Here is a 20,276-nt window from a genome sequence, read left to right on the forward strand (position 1 = left end):
GAATGGGGAAATCCAGTTGCCGCAGAGTACTGCTTCAAATTGAAAAGATCAAATTCACGCTTTCAATTTGTTGATGCCCTACCACTTTATATCCAGTCATATTTCGCAGTGCTTCACCATAGGCAGTTAGCGGGAGGCAATTAACCATGGAAATTAACGATAAGTTGTCTAAAGGTGTAGTTCCAGCGCGGCTCTTTTACTTTCAAACGTTTAGGCAAACTGTGTAACCAGTCACTTTGCATAGGCCAGTGCATGATCAGTAGATCGCCACTGTGCAAACTTATGCTGTACTTGGTTTGACTGTGCTTATGCTTAAGCACAAAATCCCGCGTGGCGCCTAAGGTAATAGAAGCAATATGACTCCCCTGAGCAATTTCAGGTTCATCATCACTGTGGGCGCCCATACAATCCTTACCATCGGCGTAGCGATTCACTAATACCCCATTGCTCTCCAAGCCATAATCCCGCGCTAACTTATCCCTCAACTTGTGAGCATATTTAGGCCAAGGTAAGGCGCGGATAAACAGTCCTGAATATAAATAGTCGCAGCCCAAATCGCCAAACCACACTTGCTGGCGAGGAATCGCGTGAAGCTGACCAAAGACTTGGATTTCGGGGCGGCTTAAGGGATAGGTCAGCGCTTCTTTCATTAGCGCCGCTTGCTGCTCAGCATTAAGATAACCCCGCACTAAGGTGATGGGCGGTTTAATTTGAGCCTCACCCTCTGTATCAAACCCTAACTTACCTTGCTGCATTGACGTCCTCCATGTGAGCCGTCGCACTGCGCCATGAAATCTGCGATAATCTGCGCCTTAAATTTATTGGCGCAGTGTGGCACATGACAACACAATTTTCAGTAGCGGGTGTTGAACTCGAACTCTTACGGTATCCAGCTCAGCAGGAATCTAATCTTCAAGCTTGGGATGCCGCCGATGAACACTTACTCAAAAGCCTTATTGAGTCAGAGCAAGCCGCCGTGCCAACCGCCATTATCAACGACAGTTTCGGCGCTTTAAGCTGCGGTTTATCTAAATTGAATCCAAGTTGGCCACTGTGTGTTGAAACCGATGCCAGAACCAGCTTTTTAGGCACCGAACAAAACCATGGCCGCAATCAGTTGCCAATGGATAATCTGCAATGGTTTACCAGCCGCGATACCTTGCCAGAAAACTTAGCCTTAGTATTGATGAAGTTGCCTAAGAACTTAAGCTACTTTGCTCACCAGCTAACGCGCTTGTCGCAAGTGTTACCCGCAGGCACTCGTGTATTAGTGGCCGCCAAATCCAAATCGATTAATGGCGCCTTACTCGACATCTTTGCTAAGCATTTAGGCCCCGCAAGCGCCAGTTTAGCGTGGAAAAACACCCGAGTGATCACCTGTGTCAGTGATGGTAAACCAAGACTATTAGCCAAAGAAGTGACTTGGGCCGTACCCGAATATCAACTTGAGATCAGCAATTTAAGTAATGTGTTTGCCGCCAACAAACTCGATATTGGCGCACGCATCATGCTAGAGAATCTGCCCAAAGGGGATTTTAAGTCGATTGTTGATCTCGGCTGTGGCAATGGCGTTCTGGGGTTACGCACCGCCCAGTTATTCCCAGAGGCTGACATTCACTTTATCGACGATTCTGAAATGGCGGTCGCATCAGCCAAGGCAAACTGGGCTCGTAATCAATTACCGACAGATAAAGGCCACTTCTATTGGGACGACTGCATGACGCATCTGCCCGATGATGTTCAACCGGATCTGGTGCTGTGTAATCCGCCCTTCCATCAAGGTGAAGCCATTACCGATCATATCGCGTGGCAGATGTTTTTAGACGCTCGCCGCCGCTTAAAAGAGGGGGGGATCTTACATATCGTCGGCAACCGTCATCTGGCTTACCATGTAAAATTACAGCGCTTATTTAAGAACTGCACCACAGTCGCCTCCAACGGTAAATTTGTGATCCTGCAGGCACAGAAAAAATAACCTCATCGAAATTGACACGTTAAATGAGAGCCAGCAATGTTTGGCTCTTTTTTATACAGGGCTCTTTTTATGCTGAGCAATGACATGTTGGAAAAGTAGCAGTCGGAGATTTCCTAAAAATCAACAACAACTAGCCGAAAAATACACATACAAGTACACTTCTTGCCGACAAAGGTTTATGAGTTAAGCACTTAAACACTTAGGAATGAGATATGCCGTTAAAGGATGACGTTGCCCAACTAAAAGCTGAGCTGGCACAGTTACAATCGCTGCATTTATCGCAGCAATCTTCGCTCGGTCGTCAATTAGCAGAATTCTCCACTAAGCTCGAGACGTTAAGTCAGCAAATTGCGACTGAAGACGCAGCTGAAACCACTCTGAATATGGCAGCGAATGCTTCATCAATTGCATCTGTGCTCACCGCCGCCGATAACGCGCCTACATTAACCTATGCGGCACAAACACCAACCCTTGAGCCAGCTTCCGTAGAGCCAGCCCCAGCAGAACCCAACCCATGGCAGCAAGGCCCTATACCAAATGAACCTTGGCAAGAAGACCCTTGGCAAAGAAAAACGAAAAATACCTCGACAGAGCAAACAGCTAAAACCGAACACCTTTCTCAAGCGCAAAATCAACAGCTGAGTGATGAAGTCAAATTGCAGGCAAGCGTGCAAGCGGCGAGTCAATTTGATGAGTTGCTATCCCAAGGACTCGCGGCCGTCATGGCACCCTTTGCGGCAGTCAACGAGCAAGTCAAATCTTTCTACCATCATTATCAGGCTAAGGGATTAGGACCTGTCTTTTTAATGACTGTCGCAGGGATCATCACCCTGACCTTAGGCTTTGGTTATTTACTGCAATATTCAATCAACCATTGGTTTTCAGAACTTGGCAAAGCGCTACTCGGGTTTGCCAGCGCGAACGCTATCATAGTGGGCGGGATTTTTATTCGCCAAAAACGCGCGGGTATGGCGGATTTTGGCTCAGGTATTGTCGGACTCGGACTCATACTTAATTATCTCTGCGCGTACTTTATTGGGCCGTATTTTGAGTTAATTCCCAATAGCGCGAGTTTTATCTTACTGTTATTGATCACTTTGGCAGGTTATGGCCTGTCGATGCGCTTAGATGCCAAAGTGATCGCCGTGATCGCCTTAGTCGGTGGCTCGACCGCGCCTATGATGCTGTTATCCCAAAGCTATGCGCCGCTATTGTATCTGCCTTATTTACTGCTTATTGGTGCCGGCGCCCTTGCCCAGAGTCGCAAACTTAAGTGGCCGCTGCTACTGGAAATCACCGCCCTGTTGCACATAGGCTGCATCGAAGCTTTTAGCCATTTCATTGAATTGCCACTCAGTGACGTTGGCGGCGTCAGTCTGCTCGCATTTATCAGTATTAATGCGTTCTTTTACCTCTACGGCATCACAGGCCTACTATTTACCAAGCAGTTTACCCATCATGATGAAAAACATAATGCACTGAGCCATCGCATACTCGCCCTACCGATAGCATTGCTCGCCTTTGTGTTATTAGAGTTGACGCAATTTACTGAGTTCGCAGGGGAAATCTTTGCGGCCAACGCACTGATTTGCGCAGCCCTCTATTGGAAGCGCACAGGCAATCTAGAAAAAGCCCGCAGCGGCTTATTGTTAGTCTTTGCAGGAAGTTTTGCGGGATTTGCCGCACTGTATTTACTCAGCCACGATTTCCTTGGATTAGTATTACTGCTCGAAGCCTTATTACTCTTGTGGATTGGCACCAAAGAAGAACTGATTTCCGTTCGCGCCGAAGCCTATGTATTGCTGCTGATGGGATTAGGGCTCAATGCGTCTAGTGTACTGACGGGCATGAGCCTTTTAGCATCAAGCTTTATCGATGGGGCGCCAATTTCTCCCTTGTCAGCTTTTGGCTTTCCACTGTTAGCACTGGCCTTAAGTTGCGCCGCCTTAGTCTTAGTGATTCGGCTATTAACACTCCATCATACGTTACTTTCGACCCTAGAAAGTCAGCTAAACAGAGTGTTAAAAGAGCTATTAAGCGGTTTTTATGTGGCGATAATTATCCTCGCGGCTTACCTTTTGAGCAGCGATTACTATCTCGCTATCTTGCCACTGGTCAGCCTATTACTGCTGTATTTGAGCGCAAAGGACAGACTCGTTATCAGCGAGTTTGCTGCTTGGCTCTTACTATTGCCGCTGCTGTTTAAGGTTGTTGAAGGCATAACGCTCACAGGCAGTTTTAGCTTTAGCGCCCAGCCGCTTATGGCAAAACTGGCACGGTTTGAGTTATTTATCGTCCTACTCTTGGCCCATTATTGGTATCGTCGCCACTATAAAGATGCCTTATTTGCCAAAGCCGCTTATACGATGCAAATCTTCTGCTATTTGCTGCTGCCGCTTATTCTGCTGCCCAAAGTCATCCGCAACCATTGGGAATATACCGCTATTGCACTCTGGCTGAGCACCTTTATGAGCCTAGGTTTAGCCTACTTTGTTAAACATAAGAGTTTGAATATAGAAGCCAAAATCCTCACTTGGCTAGCGGTTCTGATGACAGCCTCGCTATGCCTTATTCACGCTTGGCAAGGACTCGCGGCGCTAGCCGTTGGCGCCCTCTTTATGGGCTTCACACTGCTTCGTTATCGCCAATTACCCGAGCATTGGCGCCCCTTACTGCAACTACAATGGCAATTGAGCCCTTATTACTTTGCACTGGTATTGGCCGTGATCGTTTATGGCTTTAATCATTCTGAGCTAGTAGGAATAGCCATGACAGCATTAGCCTTAAGTGGTTATTTTGCATTGCTAATCCAAAGAGGTTTAAGCCTGAGAGGTGTAAGTCAGGCATCTGTAGGCCAAACCTCATATAGCGCAAAATTCCCCCTCGCAGCCGAAATCCAAGCCGCAATAAAGGAAAGCTATCATCTCGCCTATGGCCTCACTTTAGGCTTAGCCCTGTTGCCCATCATGTTGCATTTTGAGCTAACACTCGGGCTTAATCGTGATAATGCCTCGTTTATGTTAATCGAGTTTTTATCACTGGCGCTCCTAGCAAGGCTTATCTTGCAGCACGGTGCAGCAATACGCTTGCATAGACGCATCTTACCTTTACAAGGACTTAAGTGGGGTTGGCATCTGTTACTCGCCTTGAGTTACTTCATGTGGAGTTATAGCTTCGATAACATGATTGCCGCCCCACTCAGCGCGATTTTATTGGTTATCCATGGCAGTGTGTTGATGTTTATCAGCTTAAAACCACAAAATGCCGATATGATCCGCCTCGCTGCTGGGCTATTTACCTTATCGACGCTTAAAGTGCTATTACTGGATATGGCGTCCTTCGAGCTAGTGCAAAAGGTGATTGCCTTTATGCTGATCGGGGTCATTTTGCTGACTGTTTCTTACTTCTATCAGAAGGCGAGAAATCGACTACAGCAAGATTAACATCGTTTTTAAAGCACTAAAAAAGCCGCCATCAAATTGAATCGATGGCGGCTTTTTACTGTTAACGATTTAATAAAGCGATGAGGTATCGGTTATGTAATATGGACTATTCGATACGAGCTATTTGCTCGCCAGTGCCTTATCGAGCGCCTGCGCCACATCATTAATGATGTCGTCGATATGCTCAATCCCAACCGAGATACGGATAAGATCCTCAGACACGCCAGCCCTTGCCAGTTCATCGGCATCGAGCTGTCTGTGCGTAGTGCTCGCAGGGTGGCAGGCCAAGGATTTCGCATCCCCAATGTTCACTAAACGCAGGATCATCTGCAGTGCATCGATAAAACGTCCGCCAGCAAGCTTACCTTCTTCTGCTGTGGCCGCTTTAATCCCAAAGCTGATGATCCCAGAAGCTTTTCCGCCAGTGATCTTGTGGCAATTATCCTGATAAGGGCTGCTCGGCAAGGCGCCGTAGTTCACCCAACTGACCGCCGGATGCAACACCAGATATTCCGCTAATGCCAAGGCATTCGAGCAATGGCGCTCCATTCTAAGGCTTAAGGTTTCAAGGCCTTGCAACAGTAAAAATGCACTGTGCGGTGACAGTGCAGCGCCGGTATTTCGCAGCGGTACTACACGGCAACGACCAATAAATGCAGCAGGACCAAAGGCTTCTGTGTAAACCACGCCGTGGTAGGAAGGATCAGCTTGATTGAGTAAGGCAAATCTTTCCTTATTCGCCACCCAATCGAACTTGCCTGAATCGATAATCACGCCGCCAATCGTTGTGCCATGGCCACCAATGTATTTAGTTAAAGAATGAATAACGATATCGGCGCCATGCTCAAAGGGGCGACATAACACTGGAGTCGCGACCGTATTATCGACAATTAAAGGCACGCCATGCTTATGGGCAATCTCGGCTAAACGTTGTAAATCGACAATATTGCCGGCAGGATTACCAATCGATTCGCAGAACAAGGCCTTAGTTTTGTCATCGATCAGCTCATCGAGGCCTTCAAAATCATCGAAGGCCGCCATGCGCACTTCAACGCCTTGGCGCGGCAATGTATGGGCAAACAGATTATAAGTGCCACCATAGAGCTGACTGGTGCTGACGATGTTATCGCCAACTTGAGTCAAGGCTTGAATCGCATAGGTAATCGCCGCCATACCCGATGCTACGGCCAGCGCACCTATGCCACCTTCAATGGCCGCCAGACGTTGCTCTAGCACGCTAGTAGTAGGATTCATTATCCGAGTATAAATATTGCCAGCGACTTTTAAGTCAAATAAATCAGCACCATGCTGGGTATCATCGAAGGTATAAGAGGTCGTTTGATAGATAGGTACTGCGGCCGCCTTCGTGGTCGCTTCTGACTCATAACCGTGGTGTAATGCCAGTGACTCTAATTTCATTTTCCCTTCCTTATCCGTAGCAGCCCAGTATTCAATCGACATTGAGAATTGCACAAGATTTGTGCATGTTCAACAAGCTAACAGATAGACATCTAGAAGTCTAAAACTTTTTAACCACAGCCTTTAACTTCGGCGCAAATTGTTGCGGATAAGTTCGGCCAGCACCACGACCGCTGAGACTATCTCTGGAGAGCACTCGTATGAGGTATTCAAACGCATAAAATGGCGGAATTCGACCTGATTACTAAAGAGATTTCCGGGTGCAATACTGATCCCACGCTCAATCGCCTGATAATAAATTTGTGTAGCATCCATATGTGCTGGCAGCGCTAACCAGAGAAAATAGCCGCCCTGCGCAAAGTTGACCCCCACAGATTCGGGCAGATGCGCGCACAATAATTGATACATGGCCAATTTACGGCTGGCTAACTTTTTACGTAACTGTTTCAAATGCCGTTCATATTGCGCCGACTGAATAAAATCGGCGATGGCGAGCTGCATCGGCGCACTGGTCGATAACGTCGACATGACTTGTAAACGTTGTAACTGCGGTGCATGGCATCCCGCCGCCACCCAGCCGACACGATAACCAGCAATCAAAGACTTAGAAAATGAGCCGCAGTGCAACACCCGTCCTTCGGTATCGAAGGCTTTTACTGGCCTTGGCGCGCTGGAGTCGACATAGAGTTCTTGATAAACATCATCCTCAATCAAACTGACTTTATGCTCATTTAGTAGCTGATAAAGCGCCTGTTTTTTAGCATCCGATAAGCTGCAACCTAAGGGATTTTGATGTTGGCTCATCAACCAGCAGGCTTTCACTGGATAGGTATTTAACACTTCTGCCAGCGCCTCGAGATCAATCCCCTGTTGTGGATCGGTCGCGACCGCAATCGCCCTGAGTTTAAGCCGTTCAATGGCTTGCATCGCGCCATAAAAGGTCGGTGATTCAATGACAACCCAATCACCCGCTTGAGTCAGCGTCGCTAAGCTCAAGTTGAGCGCCTCCATGGCACCCGAGGTAATGATGATTTCGTCGGGCGAAATGCTCATGCCCAATTTGGCATAACGTTGGGAGATAGCCTTACGCAATCCCGCATTGCCTGGCGGTAAATTATCGGCGGCAAAAGAAGGTGACATGTGCCGAGTCACCTTAACCAAAGATCGCGCCAGTGCTTGTTGCGGGAATAAACTAGGATCGGGAAATCCTGAGCCAAAGGGCACTATATCCGCCTGCTTTGAAGCCTGCAGAACATTGAATACAAACTCATTAATATCCACGCTATCGGAAAGATAAATCGGCTTTTGTCGCTCGGGATAACGAAAGGCTTCTCCCTGCCGCGCGATTAATTCCGGCTTTGGCGCCACTAAATAGCCAGACTTAGCCTGCGCCGAGATCACGCCTTGGCTTTCCAATAACTGATAGGCATTGAGTACTGTCATCAGACTCAAGCCCGAATCGGCCACAGTTTGACGCAGCGACGGCAACTTGTCCCCCGCCTGCCAGACACCTTGGGCTATTCGTGTCTTTAATTCCTGCGCTAACTGCTCGTACTTCGTCATCTGTTATAGCCAAGCCAAGATATTCTGTGTCTGTTATAGCTAGCATATCCCATGGTCTAATAGCACACAAGCTTTCACCGTCGAGCCAATTTAGGGCTCAGTGCACGCGACTAGATCAATGCCTTTGTAACGAGAAATGCCTATCGCTCGAGGAAATTATGTTTGATTTTGATGCCACAGTACTCGCTAGGATCCAATTTGCTTTTACCATCTCTTTTCACATTATTTTCCCTGCCATCACTATAGGCCTCGCCACCTATCTAGCAGTATTAGAAGGCTTATGGCTGAAAACAGCGAATGAGGTTTACCAACAACTCTATCAATTTTGGTCGAAGATTTTTGCCATAAACTTTGGCATGGGCGTGGTCTCAGGCATAGTGATGGCCTATCAATTTGGTACCCATTGGAGTGCTTTTTCCGCCTTCGCGGGCAGCGTAACTGGGCCGCTACTCACCTATGAAGTCCTCACCGCCTTCTTCCTCGAAGCGGGTTTTCTGGGGGTCATGCTATTTGGTCAGCAGAAGGTAGGTAAAAACCTGCATTTCTTCGCCACTTGTATGGTCGCCACGGGCACTATTATCTCGACCTTCTGGATCTTAGCTTCAAACAGCTGGATGCAGACGCCCCAAGGTTTTGAAATCGTGAACAATCGCGTTATTCCAGTGGATTGGTTTCAGATAGTGTTTAACCCTTCATTTCCCTATCGTTTAGCCCATATGACAGTGGCGGCCTTTATTTCATCGGCTTTCTTTGTGGGCGCATCGGCGGCTTGGCACTTACTCAAAGGTAACGACACGCCCGCGATCCGCAAGATGTTGTCTATGGCGATGTGGATGGCGTTAATTGTCGCGCCGCTGCAAGCTGTAATTGGTGATTTTCACGGCTTAAATACCCTTGAATATCAACCTGTAAAAGTCGCGGCGATGGAAGGCCATTGGCGTAATGAGGGTGACAAACCCACACCGCTTATCTTGTTTGCGATTCCTGATATGGACGCAGAGAAAAACCACTTCAGTCTCGAAATCCCAGGGCTGGCGAGCCTGATCTTAAAGCATGATTTAAGCAAACAAGTGCCAGCCTTGACTGAGTATCCCGCCGAGGACAGACCCAATGTGTTGTTAGTGTTCTGGAGTTTTAGGCTCATGGTTGGCTTAGGCTTATTGATGATTTTTGCTGGACTGTGGAGTGCTTATCTCAGGCGCAAAGGCAGCCTCTACAGCAACAAACACTTTCTGCGATTTGTACTCGTGCTCGGCCCCGCCGGATTGCTCGCCACACTGGCAGGCTGGTTCACTACCGAACTTGGCCGTCAACCTTGGGTGATCCAAGGGTTCATGCGCACTCAGGATGCCGTGTCTTCCCACAGCGTTACCCACCTGAGTATCAGCCTAGGGATTTTCATCGTCAGTTACTGCGGCATCTTTGGCGTTGGTTATCGATATATGATGCGACTCATCCGCAAAGGGCCAGATAGCGCGGCAACAAGCCATTAATTTTAAAGTAAATGAATCTAGTTTTACTTATTCAATCTTAAACATATTTAAGGGCTCACCATGGAATTCGATCTACCCTTGATTTGGTTCGGGATCATCATTTTTGCCACCTTAATGTATATCGTGATGGATGGCTTTGATCTCGGCATCGGCATACTGTTTCCCTTCATTCACGACGAGGACGACAGGGATATTATGGTCAATACCGTCGCCCCCGTTTGGGATGGAAACGAAACTTGGTTAGTGCTTGGCGGCGCCAGTCTGCTCGGTGCCTTTCCCCTCGCCTATGCCATAGTGCTCGAAGCACTAACCATACCGCTGCTCATCATGCTGCTGGCATTGATTTTTCGCGGCGTGGCATTTGAGTTTAGATTTAAGTCGGGCGCAGAAGCTAAACCATTCTGGGATAAAGCGTTTATGTTCGGTTCTATCACGGCCACCTTTTCACAGGGCGTAGTGCTGGGGGCGTTTATCTCCGGCATTTCGGTGAGTAACCAACAATTTAGCGGCGGTAGTTTCGATTGGTTAACGCCCTTCTCACTTTTCTGTGGATTTGGCCTTATGCTGGCCTATGCTCTGCTCGGCGCAACTTGGTTAGTAAAAAAATGCCAAGGCGAGCTTAAAACGACCATGCAACAACTCGGCAGAGCACTGACCTTATGCCTGTTGATGACCATAGGTTTAGTCAGTTTATGGACGCCTTTTGTGCAATCCAATATTGCCCTGCGCTGGTTTAGTTTACCGAATTTGTTTTACTTTGCCCCTGTGCCAATACTGGTATTAGCCTGCAGTTGGGCCTTGATAAAATCCCTAAATCGTGATGATAACTATCAGCCATTCCTACTCACTCTAGGGCTGATTTTCTTAGGATTTAGTGGCTTAGGGATCAGCATCTGGCCACACATTATTCCACCCAACATCAGCCTTTGGCAGGCAGCAGCCCCCGACAGCAGCCTGAGCTTTATGCTCGTCGGCGCCCTGATGATCATCCCGCTGATTTTGGTTTATACCTTTTGGAGCTACTACGTGTTCCGCGGCAAAGTGACCAAGGATGCAGGCTATCACTAGCCATGACTCAGATAAAAGAAGAGGCTTCCCAAAACGCGACCTAAGCTAACTTGGCTTAGGTCGCTGATTCACCTTAGATGACTTTACATATGCAGGAGATCAACATGACGACCCAAACGAAATCCCTCGCCTATCGACTCGGCTGGTTAGTGCTGATTTGGTGTACAAGCGTAAGCTGTCTGTTCCTCGTCTCTATGTGTATCAAAATACTTTTAAAAGGTGCGGGCTTAACAACCTAAGTAAATATTGACTTTAGAAGCTTATATTAAGGCTTAATTCAGTTAGTGCCCATAGCATCTAGCGACAATGCACTAGAACATTCAATGGTTGAATTAATTTGGCTTTCAGTTAAGCCAAATTAACAAGTGCTCAGTTTACTTTACGAGTGCTAGCATTAAATTGACGAAGACTAGCCTCAATATAGCAAAGTTAAAACTATGTTAAATCTAGCTTTGCTGTTATCAGTATATTCAGCAAGATTAGCTTAGTTAGGCTTGCTTTATATTTTTACTTGACCTATGGTATCAGCCAAGCAATTACTTATTTAGTTAATGGCAAGATTTAGTTAATGGCAAGACCGATATACTAAATCGATATACAAAAAATAAATAATCAATCGAATATCAACTTTTGACTGGAGATGTAACACTATGTTTAGCACTGCATTTTCATCACTATTTTCCCATGTGTTAGCTAACACATCTAGTTCAGTAAGCTCAATCCGCCTCTCGCTCAAATTCCCAGTCTAAGCCGAGCGTCACTCGCGCTCGGCAGAATTATAACTTCTTGTGAAATAAGCACAGAGTAATACTCATTTTAATTTCTATGCTTATATTTTAACTTTGTTATTTCAGAGGCGGCAATGGCATATTCTTTTTTTAGTGGTCTTTTCCAGAATTTTATTCTAAAAACTGAAACCTATTATTTACAAAACAGTTTTAATGCCTCTCTACGCCCAACAGCTTTGGCAGGCGTGATTAGTAAGCTTGAGCAGCTAAAACATGATACGACGAGTGATAAAGTGACTGTGGGACGAGAAATTCACTTAGTTAATCTGCAGGATCAACAAGAGTACCAAATTGAACTCGTGTATCCCCCAAGGCATAAACCCAGTGCAGGACGTTTCTCTGTCATATCAGATTTAGGCGTCAGCTTACTTGGGTTATCAAAGGGCGAACTGGCAGAGGTGAGCATTTTAGGCAAACCAGTTCTGTTTATGATTAAAGATGTCAGTTTAACGAAAAAACAACCTAAAAAGTCTGTATAGAAAAAATCATTTGGGCATACTTTTTGTAATAAATAGCTATTGAGTATTGCTACTTGACAACATTTCATAAAATTTTAAAGATATGATTATTAGGCTGTAAGCATTTTAAAATAAAGCATGTTCAATTCAGTGGCAACATGCTTTGAACTCGCTATTAGCGGCGGCTTATAGCGGCATTTTCAACAAAATATAATAAGAGGGAATGTTATTTTGAAGTCATTAACTGGCCGCGATATTTATTAAAGAGACACTTTAGATAAGTTTAACACTACAATTAACGACTCTTTGCAACTATTTACGTATAAGTCATGGCAGCGCTTTAGAGTAAACAGCAAAGGGGTTAAGAGGTTTAGCACGGCGCCTCAATCGTTAAATTTATTTTTATACTCTTTATAAATAAACCGTCTCAATTAAAGCCTGAAATAAAAAATTGAGCCCAACTATCGAAACCGATTTGCGGCGCGGGTTCGGATAGTAACCTTCACTTTGGAGTTTATATCTATGAGTAAAGAAAAAAACAAAAAACCGCCAATGAAAACCTTAAAAGAGAAGCGTCAAGATAAACGGAACCGCCAAAAGGCTTCCGACTAACTTATCTAACTCTGTAAAAAACCTTAAATCCTCTCTTTAAATAGGCCGAAAATAGGGTGTTAATACTTTAGCACCCTATCTTATTTCACAGTTTCCCCCAATATTTTTAGTGCATCATCTAGCGCAACTTTCGCATAGGATCTCATTATCTCGCCTTTATTAAGCCTTGCTCCATCAGCCACTCAATCACAATCGGCGGCGATACTGCTCAGGTGAGCACTGAGCATATTTTTTAAACATCACGATATAAGGCGAAGTTTGGTTATAGCCGAGCGTCAATGCCACTTCTTTGATCGCAAGTCCCTGACGTAATAGATGTAATGAATAGATAAACTTATGCCTTTGTCTTAGCTCAGTAAAACTCATCCCCAGAACCTCTTGGCAGCGACGAGCTAAGGTACGCTCTGTGGTATGTAATTCACTCGCCCAAGATTTAAAGGTTTTCGAACTCGCAGGGTCGGCTTCAAGTGCCAGCAACAACGGCTGTAACAGTTTATCTGAAACGGTGGGCAGAAATTGCGGTAGAGCTTTACCCAAGGTCAGCTGATCGAGCAAAACCTCAACCAGTCGCTTATCCGCCGCAGTTTCTGCCACAGTGACTTGCCGTTCCCGCAGATCGTTAACGATCGATTGGGCAATGGATGTCACGGCTAAAAGACAGGTCTCTATGGGAAAAGCCGCAGCCCGGTCGGCAACTATATTCATCGAGCAATAATGAATACTGCGCCGAGTATAACTTTCATGTTCTATCCCCGCAGGAACCCAAATCGCATATTGTGACGGCGATAAAAACCGTTGCCCTGCAGCATGTAACTCCATAATTCCACCGCTGATTAACTGCAGTTGCCCCCAAACATGTTGATGTTTTGGCGTTACCGTATTTGGCAGGAAAGCTTCATAGTTGAAGAAGATATCTGCAGCAGGCTCTTGCTCTGCCGTGAGCGGATGGTAAACCGTGCGCATTTTGATGCCCTCAAAGCTATAGTGGTCCAAAAACTCAAACGAAATCGCTAACCCAGATTACGCTTGTCCGTAGAGGAACTGACCTTGTCTGATAAGCGATATTTATATCATAACCGACCATGGATAATAGCCACTAATCTATTATCTGGATGCTTAAGTGATAAGCCATAAGCTATGGTCAGTCACTTTAGCCAGTACCTAAAGGCAAGACCATGCTGTATTTGTTCCCCCTGTTGGCCGTATTAATTTGGGCAGGCAATTCGATAGTCAACAAGCTCTCATTTGGGATTATCGATCCTGAAGCCATAGCATTTTACCGTTGGTTTTTCGCTATGTTATTGTTAACCCCCTTTGTCGCAAGTCGCGTCTGGCAAAAACGCCAAGTGATACTACCTTTGTTACCTAAGTTCGCTACTTTGGCTTTGTTAGGTATGGTGCTTAACCAAAGTCTGGCCTATTTTGCGGCGGCAACCACCACGGCAACAAATATGGCATTAATCACCTCTCTCGTGCCTATGATCAGTCTGTTTTTAGCCGTGCCATTACTCAAGCAAAAATTATCACCGTTAGCCTTTGGTGGCACCTTAATCTCGCTATTTGGATTGATTTTTATGCTCAGTCACGGCGATATGATGAACCTTGCCATCGGCGTGACTCAAGGTGATTTACTGTTGCTCTTTAGCGCCTTTGTGTATGCACTCTATGGTGTATTACTGAAACGCTGGCAACTGCCACTGCCGACTTGGGAGTCTGTTTATATTCAAGGACTCATAGCCGTATTCATGCTGACGCCACTGCTGTATACGAGTCCCAGCATAGCGATCAGTGCCCAATCGGCACCACTGATACTTTACGCTGCTATCGCTGCCTCACTTTTAGCGCCGTGGGCTTGGATCAATGGCATAAGCAAACTCGGCGCCGATCGCACCAGCGTATTCTTTAATTTAATGCCTATTATTGCGGCGATACTGGCGGCCATCATCCTAGATGAAACCTTAGCCATTTATCATTATATTGGCGGTTCTATGGTCATTATTGGCGTCATGCTAGTGCAGATAAAACCTAAGCCTAAAGTCATCCCTACCCTAGCTTGTCCTGAATAATCCAAAGTAATGCGTCAACGCCTTGGTAATTGTGACCAAGGCGGTTTCGCTTATTTCAATGCGTACAAAATCCCATCGCAATCTGCTGCACGCAAAGGCAATTCTATAAATAACTGCTAAGCTATTTATTAAGTTATTAATGGAGATCGTCCTATGTTTAACAGTATTCGCGTTAAGTTTTCACTGATGTTTGCCATTATGGCGACAGCGCTCATTGTCATGGCAGTCACCGATGCTATGCAAAGCCGTGCTACTGTGAAACAGATGCAGGAATTTAGTCAGTTATTTAATCCCGCAATTTCGGCAATTCTCAATGCAGATCGCGACCTTTATCAAGCGCAGCTAAGTGAAGAAGTGTTACTCAGGGAAGAATTATCTGCCGATAATCGCAAGAGTGAGATTGATAACTGGCAAGAGAATGTCGATCAAGCCCGTGACAGAATGGGAGAATTTAAAAAAATCCTTACAGATCACCTGCAAGTACTGCAATCAACCAATGGCTTTGAGGCGCAGTTTTCGCTCTGGTATCAAGCCTCATCAGAGGTCATTAATGCCGTTAAAAGTAATGATTTTGAACGCGCGAAACAACTCCACGAAACCAAATCCAAGCAAGAATTTAAGGCATTAAGAGATATCTACAATGCCGCGGGCGAAGCCGCCGATAACAGAGTAAAAGAGCTAGATTTACAAGCAACGGAACAGGCAACCACCCAAACCCAAATATCCTTAACGATAGCGAGCTTAGTCGCCATTGTGGCGCTGTTGATTGCCTACTTCGGACCTAAAATCATAGTCAATGCAATTGAAGATATCACTAGCAGGATCAATGACATTGTCGATGGTGACGGTAACTTAACCCAAAGGATCCCTATCACACGTCAGGATGAAATCGGCGAGCTCGCCCATGCATTTAACTTATTTGTAGAGCAGCTACAGCAAATGGTCATCTCGATTATTGGTCAAACTAAAGATGTGAGCCAAACCGTTGAAAGCCTTGCAACTAAGTCAGCCACCACAATCAACATCAGCCATGAACAAGAGCAGTTTGTCGATACCATTGTCACAGCAGTAAATGAAATGAGTGCAGCCGTAAGAGAAGTCGCCAGTAACGCTCTTCATACTGCCACCGAAATCACTAAGGTGAATGACCAAACAGTAGAGGGTAAGAATATCCTCGCCCAGTCCGTTAATCATATTCAGCAACTGTCTGAATCAGTTAAAAATGCCGTGACTGTTATTGAAAAACTTTCAGTCAATTCTGCCAATATTGCCTCAGTGCTTGATGTGATCCGCTCAATCGCTGAGCAAACTAACCTCCTTGCCCTTAACGCGGCCATTGAAGCGGCGCGCGCTGGCGAACAGGGCCGTGGCTTTGCCGTAGTTGCCGATGAAGTACGTACACTAGCGAGTCGTACCGAAACCTCAACCCAAGATATTCAGCGCATGATTGAAGAGTTGCAACGCGGAGTAAATGATGCGGTTAAAAGCATTGAATCGGGAGCTAGCCTGACCACATCAACCGTGACCCTCGCCAGCCAGACCCAAAATGCATTAGATGAGATTTTAAACTCCACCTCTAAGGTCAGTGAGATGTCCACTCAAACGGCGACTGCGACCGAAGAGCAAACCCATGTGACCGAAGAAATTAATCGTAACTTGACCGAATTATCCGATAAAACAAGATACTGCAACTTAGTGATCCAAGAAACGCAGCAAATAGTCGTCAACACTAAAGCCATTTGCAGCAACCTACAAAAAGAAGTTGCGCGATTTAAAGTCGCTTAAGATAAATGACTAACGACACATGGTTAGCGATAAGCTATTGAAACGAAAAGAGTGCCCAATGTAGGCACTCTTTTTAATGGAAATAATACCAAGCAAAGCTTGAAGACAATAAAAGCCCACAACCGTATGCAAGTTGCAAATAACGGTAACGAAACCCAAGTTGTATCGATTCACCCGTTAAAGTGCGAATAACAGTACTAACAGCTTAATGTTAACTCACAGTAATGATTGAATTTCTAATTCAATCATCTGCAAAAGCTGTAAAACAACCAAAAGATACATCAATCAAAACTGACTAATTGCCCACCCAAATGAGCAATTTTTTCAGCGGCCAAGTCGGGATTAAGATAGCCTGCGACTTTCGTTAACGCATCGGCGCGCCAAGCAAAAGAGGATCTCACACTAACAATACGCTCGCTTTCAACATCGACGTTCGTATCGGCAACATTGCCAGTTGGCAGTAATAGTGCAGGATAATCATGACTTAAGGTTTGTGAGACCCGTGAGCTGGCGAGCGCCATATTGCTAACGCAGAGCTTTTGGCTCGCTCCTAATGGACCGCGGCACACTACATTTAAAGATGCACTGCCAAAAACTTTTAAATCGCCACCCGCATTGACCCAACCTCCGCTCACGCCAGCGCGACGCAGCTCACTCACTGCCATATCAACCGCATAACCTTTAGCTATACCATCTAAGGTTAAAATTAGCGGTCTAGCTAATCGCGCTTGATTACCTTTTATTTCAATATCTTGCCAGTCACCTTGCAATAACAATGGCATACCAAGGTAAGCAGGCAAAGCGCCGCGAGACATCATTTCGCCGCCAACGGTACAATTGAATAAGTTGTTGCTCGCCTTACCCAGCCCCTTAGCCAACTTGAGCACTCGTAAACTATCTTGGCTTAACGTTACCCAAATTCCAGGCTGCCGATTTAACTGATTTAACTCGCTGTCCTGTTGATGGAAGCTCAGCAACCGCCCAATATGGGTCACACGCGAAAAAGCCGCGCTAATAGCCGCTTCCAATGCTTTATCTTTAAGTTGTACCTCACCGCTTTGATTTGGCAGTGACTCGGCAGCGATTTCCACCAGCGTTCCGAGTAATGGCTTAGCGCGACGTATCATGATAATACCCACTGTGGTAGGAAGATCTGAGGGATCAGCAATAAACGCTTCATCCAGTTAAATTTAAACAAAGCACTAAGAGTAATTAACATAATTTGTGCGGATTCTATTAAAGTCTCTACTTCAATACAAATTGTTGCCATTAGTTTTTATGGGGATTTTAGATGCTTGAAACTGTTTTACATTTAAAAACAATAGATTGCTTATTAAGGTTTTATTAAAGTTATTTGACGTATCATGGCTATCACAACGCTGCACAAGCGAATTAAGTCAATACGTCCCCAAATGAGCCCTATTGATTAATGCCACTCATAATTTACGTTATTTATGCTGGCTTACCCACCAACAACTCACACTAAATGGAGCGATAAATAGCCAGCTTACTCCATCACACCAGTCATCCGCTTAAATTTTACGCTATTCCATTCAGTTGAAATACACTCTAAATCAGATATAAACCCTCTAACTCAATCTAAATGAAAACAGGTAAAATATTGATTAGTAATTAAAATAAAGACTAATTTTCATCTTATACAACCTATTAATAACCTAGCGATCACAACGGAAGTAAAAACATCTAGACGTCTAAATTGACAGGTTATCAGGGATCAAATATGCTTTGCCTCAAGTTGCTAGGATACGATGCCGCGGCAACACTGAATTTAAGCGAGTTTGACTGCCAAGGATCCTGCGGAAAAACCCTAAGCGAAAGAGAGATAACATTTGAGCAATCCAACAGCAGCACAGCACAGCCCGGCATCTTTTATTGCCCTGTTGCCATTATTTGTTTTCCTTGGTCTTTTCATTGGCGCGGGTGTGTATTTCCAAAGCCAAGGTGTCGACTTTGCCTTCTATCAATTACCCAGCGTTATCGCTATTTTACCTGCAATCATTCTGGCGTTGATTTTATCAAAACAGAAATTAAATCAATCGATTGATACCTTTATTGGCGGTATTGGTCACAGCAATATTATTGCTATGTGTTTAATTTACTTACTTGCAGGCGCCTTCGCTGCAGTCGCTAAAGCCACTGGCGGCGTCGATGCTACTGTTGCTCTTGGTTTATCGTTAATCCCATCGAACCTGTTACTACCTGGTTTCTTCGTGATTGCCGCTTTTATCGCAACGGCCATGGGAACCTCTATGGGGACAATCGCGGCTGTCGCTCCAATCGCTCTAGGCGTAGCCGACCAAGCGCAAATCGACTATGCACTGATGGCGGGAGCCGTGATGTCTGGCGCTCTATTTGGTGACAACTTGTCGATTATTTCCGATACCACTATTGCAGCTACGCGCACCCAAGGCTGTGATATGAAAGATAAATTTCGTGAAAATTTGATTTTCGCTATTCCCGCATCACTGCTAACTTTAATCGCCTTTGTATTTGCCGGACAAGGCCAAGCAGAATTAGCAACGCAGAATATCGATCTTATTAAGGTCATTCCTTATCTGACCATTTTGATCTTAGCTGTAGCAGGTCTGAACGTATTTGTGGTCTTGACCTTAGGTATCTTATTAGCGGGCGCAACCGGCCTGTTTACTATGGATTACGGCGTGATCCAATTCGGTAAAGATATTTATGCTGGCTTTAGCAATATGCAGGAGATTTTCATTCTATCTATGCTAGTGGGTGGTTTAGCCGCACTCATGCAGCAGCAAGGTGGTCTCGCCTTTGTGAGTAAACAGATTGAAAAGCTGATCACTCGTTTCTCCAAGGCGCAAGGTGAAGCTTCATGCCGCGCTGCTGAGCTAGGCATGGCAGGTATAGTCGCAGTGACTAACTCTTGTGTGGCTAACAACACAGTTTCTATCGTGGTGACGGGTGATATTGCAAAAGACTTAGCAGAGAAACATGGCGTGAGTCCAAAACGTGCCGCCAGCATACTCGATATTTTCGCCTGTATTATCCAAGGTTTGATCCCGTATGGTGCACAGGCACTCTTAATTGCTTCGACCTTTAGCATCACGCCATTAGCAGCGGTATCACACGCTTGGTACTGTATGATTTTAGCCGTAGTGGCTGTTGCGATTGTAATTTTCCGCAAACGACACTAAATGATATTTGAGTCGCATGAGTAGAATCTAACGTTTATGACAAGGGACGCACTAGGCGTTCCTTGTCATTTTAAAGCCCTCTTTTGGCGAAAAAGCATTAACTCGCTTGCCTTCATTAAACAATTCAGGCAAGTTACCGCATTCAATGTGGTCATATCCCATCAGCATATTTTTAGTCTCCATGAATCCTCTTTATCACCAAGAACCAAGTTATTACGATCTACATCGTCTTATTACATGGTTGATTGTAGGCGCAGCCTTTATTAGTGCTTCTGGAGTTTTAATTGCTATTTATGCTGAATATCAAAACGTTGGAGTTCAAGTCTTACAAATACGAGCTGATTTTTTAGGTAACTATATCAACTCCCCCCTCGCTTATGTGTTTAATTTAAGCTTATTAGCTGCGGGGCTCTGCATACTCATT

General features: G+C 45.3%; 15 protein-coding genes. 9 read left to right on the forward strand and 6 right to left on the reverse strand.

Annotated features, from left to right (window positions below; genetic code table 11):
- Positions 1–140 precede the first annotated feature (140 nt).
- Positions 141–755 carry an alpha-ketoglutarate-dependent dioxygenase AlkB family protein gene (locus L5M18_RS02415; protein WP_263195853.1) on the reverse strand — a complete coding sequence of 205 codons (615 nt, stop codon included), beginning with the start codon at positions 753–755 and terminating at the stop codon, positions 141–143.
- An 83-nt stretch (positions 756–838) separates the two neighbouring features.
- Here L5M18_RS02415 and L5M18_RS02420 point away from each other — a divergent pair, with 83 nt between their 5' ends.
- Positions 839–1,975 (forward strand): methyltransferase, encoded by a 1,137-nt coding sequence (locus L5M18_RS02420; protein WP_263195854.1) that lies wholly within the window; start codon positions 839–841, stop codon positions 1,973–1,975.
- 212 nt (positions 1,976–2,187) lie between these two features.
- Positions 2,188–5,418: a DUF2339 domain-containing protein gene (locus L5M18_RS02425; RefSeq protein WP_263195855.1), complete on the forward strand. Its 3,231-nt coding sequence runs from the start codon at positions 2,188–2,190 to the stop codon at positions 5,416–5,418.
- Between the two features lie 120 nt (positions 5,419–5,538).
- Here L5M18_RS02425 and L5M18_RS02430 read toward each other — a convergent pair whose 3' ends face one another.
- Both L5M18_RS02430 and L5M18_RS02435 read right to left on the reverse strand, forming a co-directional pair.
- On the reverse strand, positions 5,539–6,837 hold the full coding sequence (locus L5M18_RS02430) for an O-acetylhomoserine aminocarboxypropyltransferase/cysteine synthase family protein (RefSeq protein ID WP_131523875.1): 1,299 nt from the start codon (positions 6,835–6,837) through the stop codon (positions 5,539–5,541).
- Positions 6,838–6,960: 123 nt separating this feature from the next.
- On the reverse strand, positions 6,961–8,400 hold the full coding sequence (locus L5M18_RS02435; protein ID WP_263195856.1) for a PLP-dependent aminotransferase family protein: 1,440 nt from the start codon (positions 8,398–8,400) through the stop codon (positions 6,961–6,963).
- Positions 8,401–8,558: 158 nt separating this feature from the next.
- Here L5M18_RS02435 and L5M18_RS02440 point away from each other — a divergent pair, with 158 nt between their 5' ends.
- The 4 genes from L5M18_RS02440 to L5M18_RS02455 all read left to right on the forward strand — a co-directional run bounded on the left by L5M18_RS02440 (position 8,559) and on the right by L5M18_RS02455 (position 12,228).
- The gene (locus L5M18_RS02440; protein WP_263195857.1) at positions 8,559–9,893 is read left to right on the forward strand and encodes a cytochrome ubiquinol oxidase subunit I; all 1,335 of its coding nucleotides are present in this window, start codon (positions 8,559–8,561) and stop codon (positions 9,891–9,893) included.
- 60 nt (positions 9,894–9,953) lie between these two features.
- A complete protein-coding gene (cydB, locus tag L5M18_RS02445) occupies positions 9,954–10,961 on the forward strand; it encodes a cytochrome d ubiquinol oxidase subunit II (RefSeq protein WP_263195858.1) in 1,008 nt (335 codons plus the stop codon).
- Positions 10,962–11,065: 104 nt separating this feature from the next.
- Positions 11,066–11,200, forward strand: coding sequence for a DUF2474 domain-containing protein (locus tag L5M18_RS02450; RefSeq protein WP_105250029.1), 135 nt, complete (start codon positions 11,066–11,068; stop codon positions 11,198–11,200).
- Between the two features lie 623 nt (positions 11,201–11,823).
- Positions 11,824–12,228 carry a GreA/GreB family elongation factor gene (locus L5M18_RS02455; protein WP_028759523.1) on the forward strand — a complete coding sequence of 135 codons (405 nt, stop codon included), beginning with the start codon at positions 11,824–11,826 and terminating at the stop codon, positions 12,226–12,228.
- 777 nt (positions 12,229–13,005) lie between these two features.
- On the opposite strand, the gene L5M18_RS02460 is transcribed toward L5M18_RS02455, so the two are convergent.
- Positions 13,006–13,782 (reverse strand): AraC family transcriptional regulator, encoded by a 777-nt coding sequence (locus tag L5M18_RS02460; protein ID WP_263195859.1) that lies wholly within the window; start codon positions 13,780–13,782, stop codon positions 13,006–13,008.
- Between the two features lie 212 nt (positions 13,783–13,994).
- Between L5M18_RS02460 and L5M18_RS02465 the strand changes: the two genes are divergently transcribed.
- Together L5M18_RS02465 and L5M18_RS02470 are read left to right on the forward strand one after the other, a co-directional pair.
- Complete coding sequence (locus tag L5M18_RS02465) at positions 13,995–14,885, forward strand: DMT family transporter (protein ID WP_263195860.1); 891 nt, start codon at positions 13,995–13,997, stop codon at positions 14,883–14,885.
- A gap of 153 nt (positions 14,886–15,038) precedes the next feature.
- Positions 15,039–16,670 carry a methyl-accepting chemotaxis protein gene (locus L5M18_RS02470; protein WP_263195861.1) on the forward strand — a complete coding sequence of 544 codons (1,632 nt, stop codon included), beginning with the start codon at positions 15,039–15,041 and terminating at the stop codon, positions 16,668–16,670.
- A 281-nt stretch (positions 16,671–16,951) separates the two neighbouring features.
- Here the strand turns inward: L5M18_RS02470 and L5M18_RS02475 are convergent, their stop codons facing one another.
- Positions 16,952–17,797 (reverse strand): FAD:protein FMN transferase, encoded by an 846-nt coding sequence (locus tag L5M18_RS02475; protein ID WP_263195862.1) that lies wholly within the window; start codon positions 17,795–17,797, stop codon positions 16,952–16,954.
- A 723-nt stretch (positions 17,798–18,520) separates the two neighbouring features.
- On the opposite strand from L5M18_RS02475, the gene L5M18_RS02480 reads away from it, so the two are divergent.
- Positions 18,521–19,852, forward strand: a complete 1,332-nt coding sequence (locus L5M18_RS02480; RefSeq protein WP_105250033.1) for a Na+/H+ antiporter NhaC family protein — start codon at positions 18,521–18,523, stop codon at positions 19,850–19,852.
- Positions 19,853–19,903: 51 nt separating this feature from the next.
- Here L5M18_RS02480 and L5M18_RS02485 read toward each other — a convergent pair whose 3' ends face one another.
- Positions 19,904–20,035, reverse strand: coding sequence for a hypothetical protein (locus L5M18_RS02485; protein WP_263195863.1), 132 nt, complete (start codon positions 20,033–20,035; stop codon positions 19,904–19,906).
- Positions 20,036–20,276: the final 241 nt, after the last annotated feature.

The organism is Shewanella sp. SM20 (genome assembly GCF_025654545.1).
In the GTDB taxonomy this organism is placed as follows: domain Bacteria; phylum Pseudomonadota; class Gammaproteobacteria; order Enterobacterales; family Shewanellaceae; genus Shewanella; species Shewanella oncorhynchi.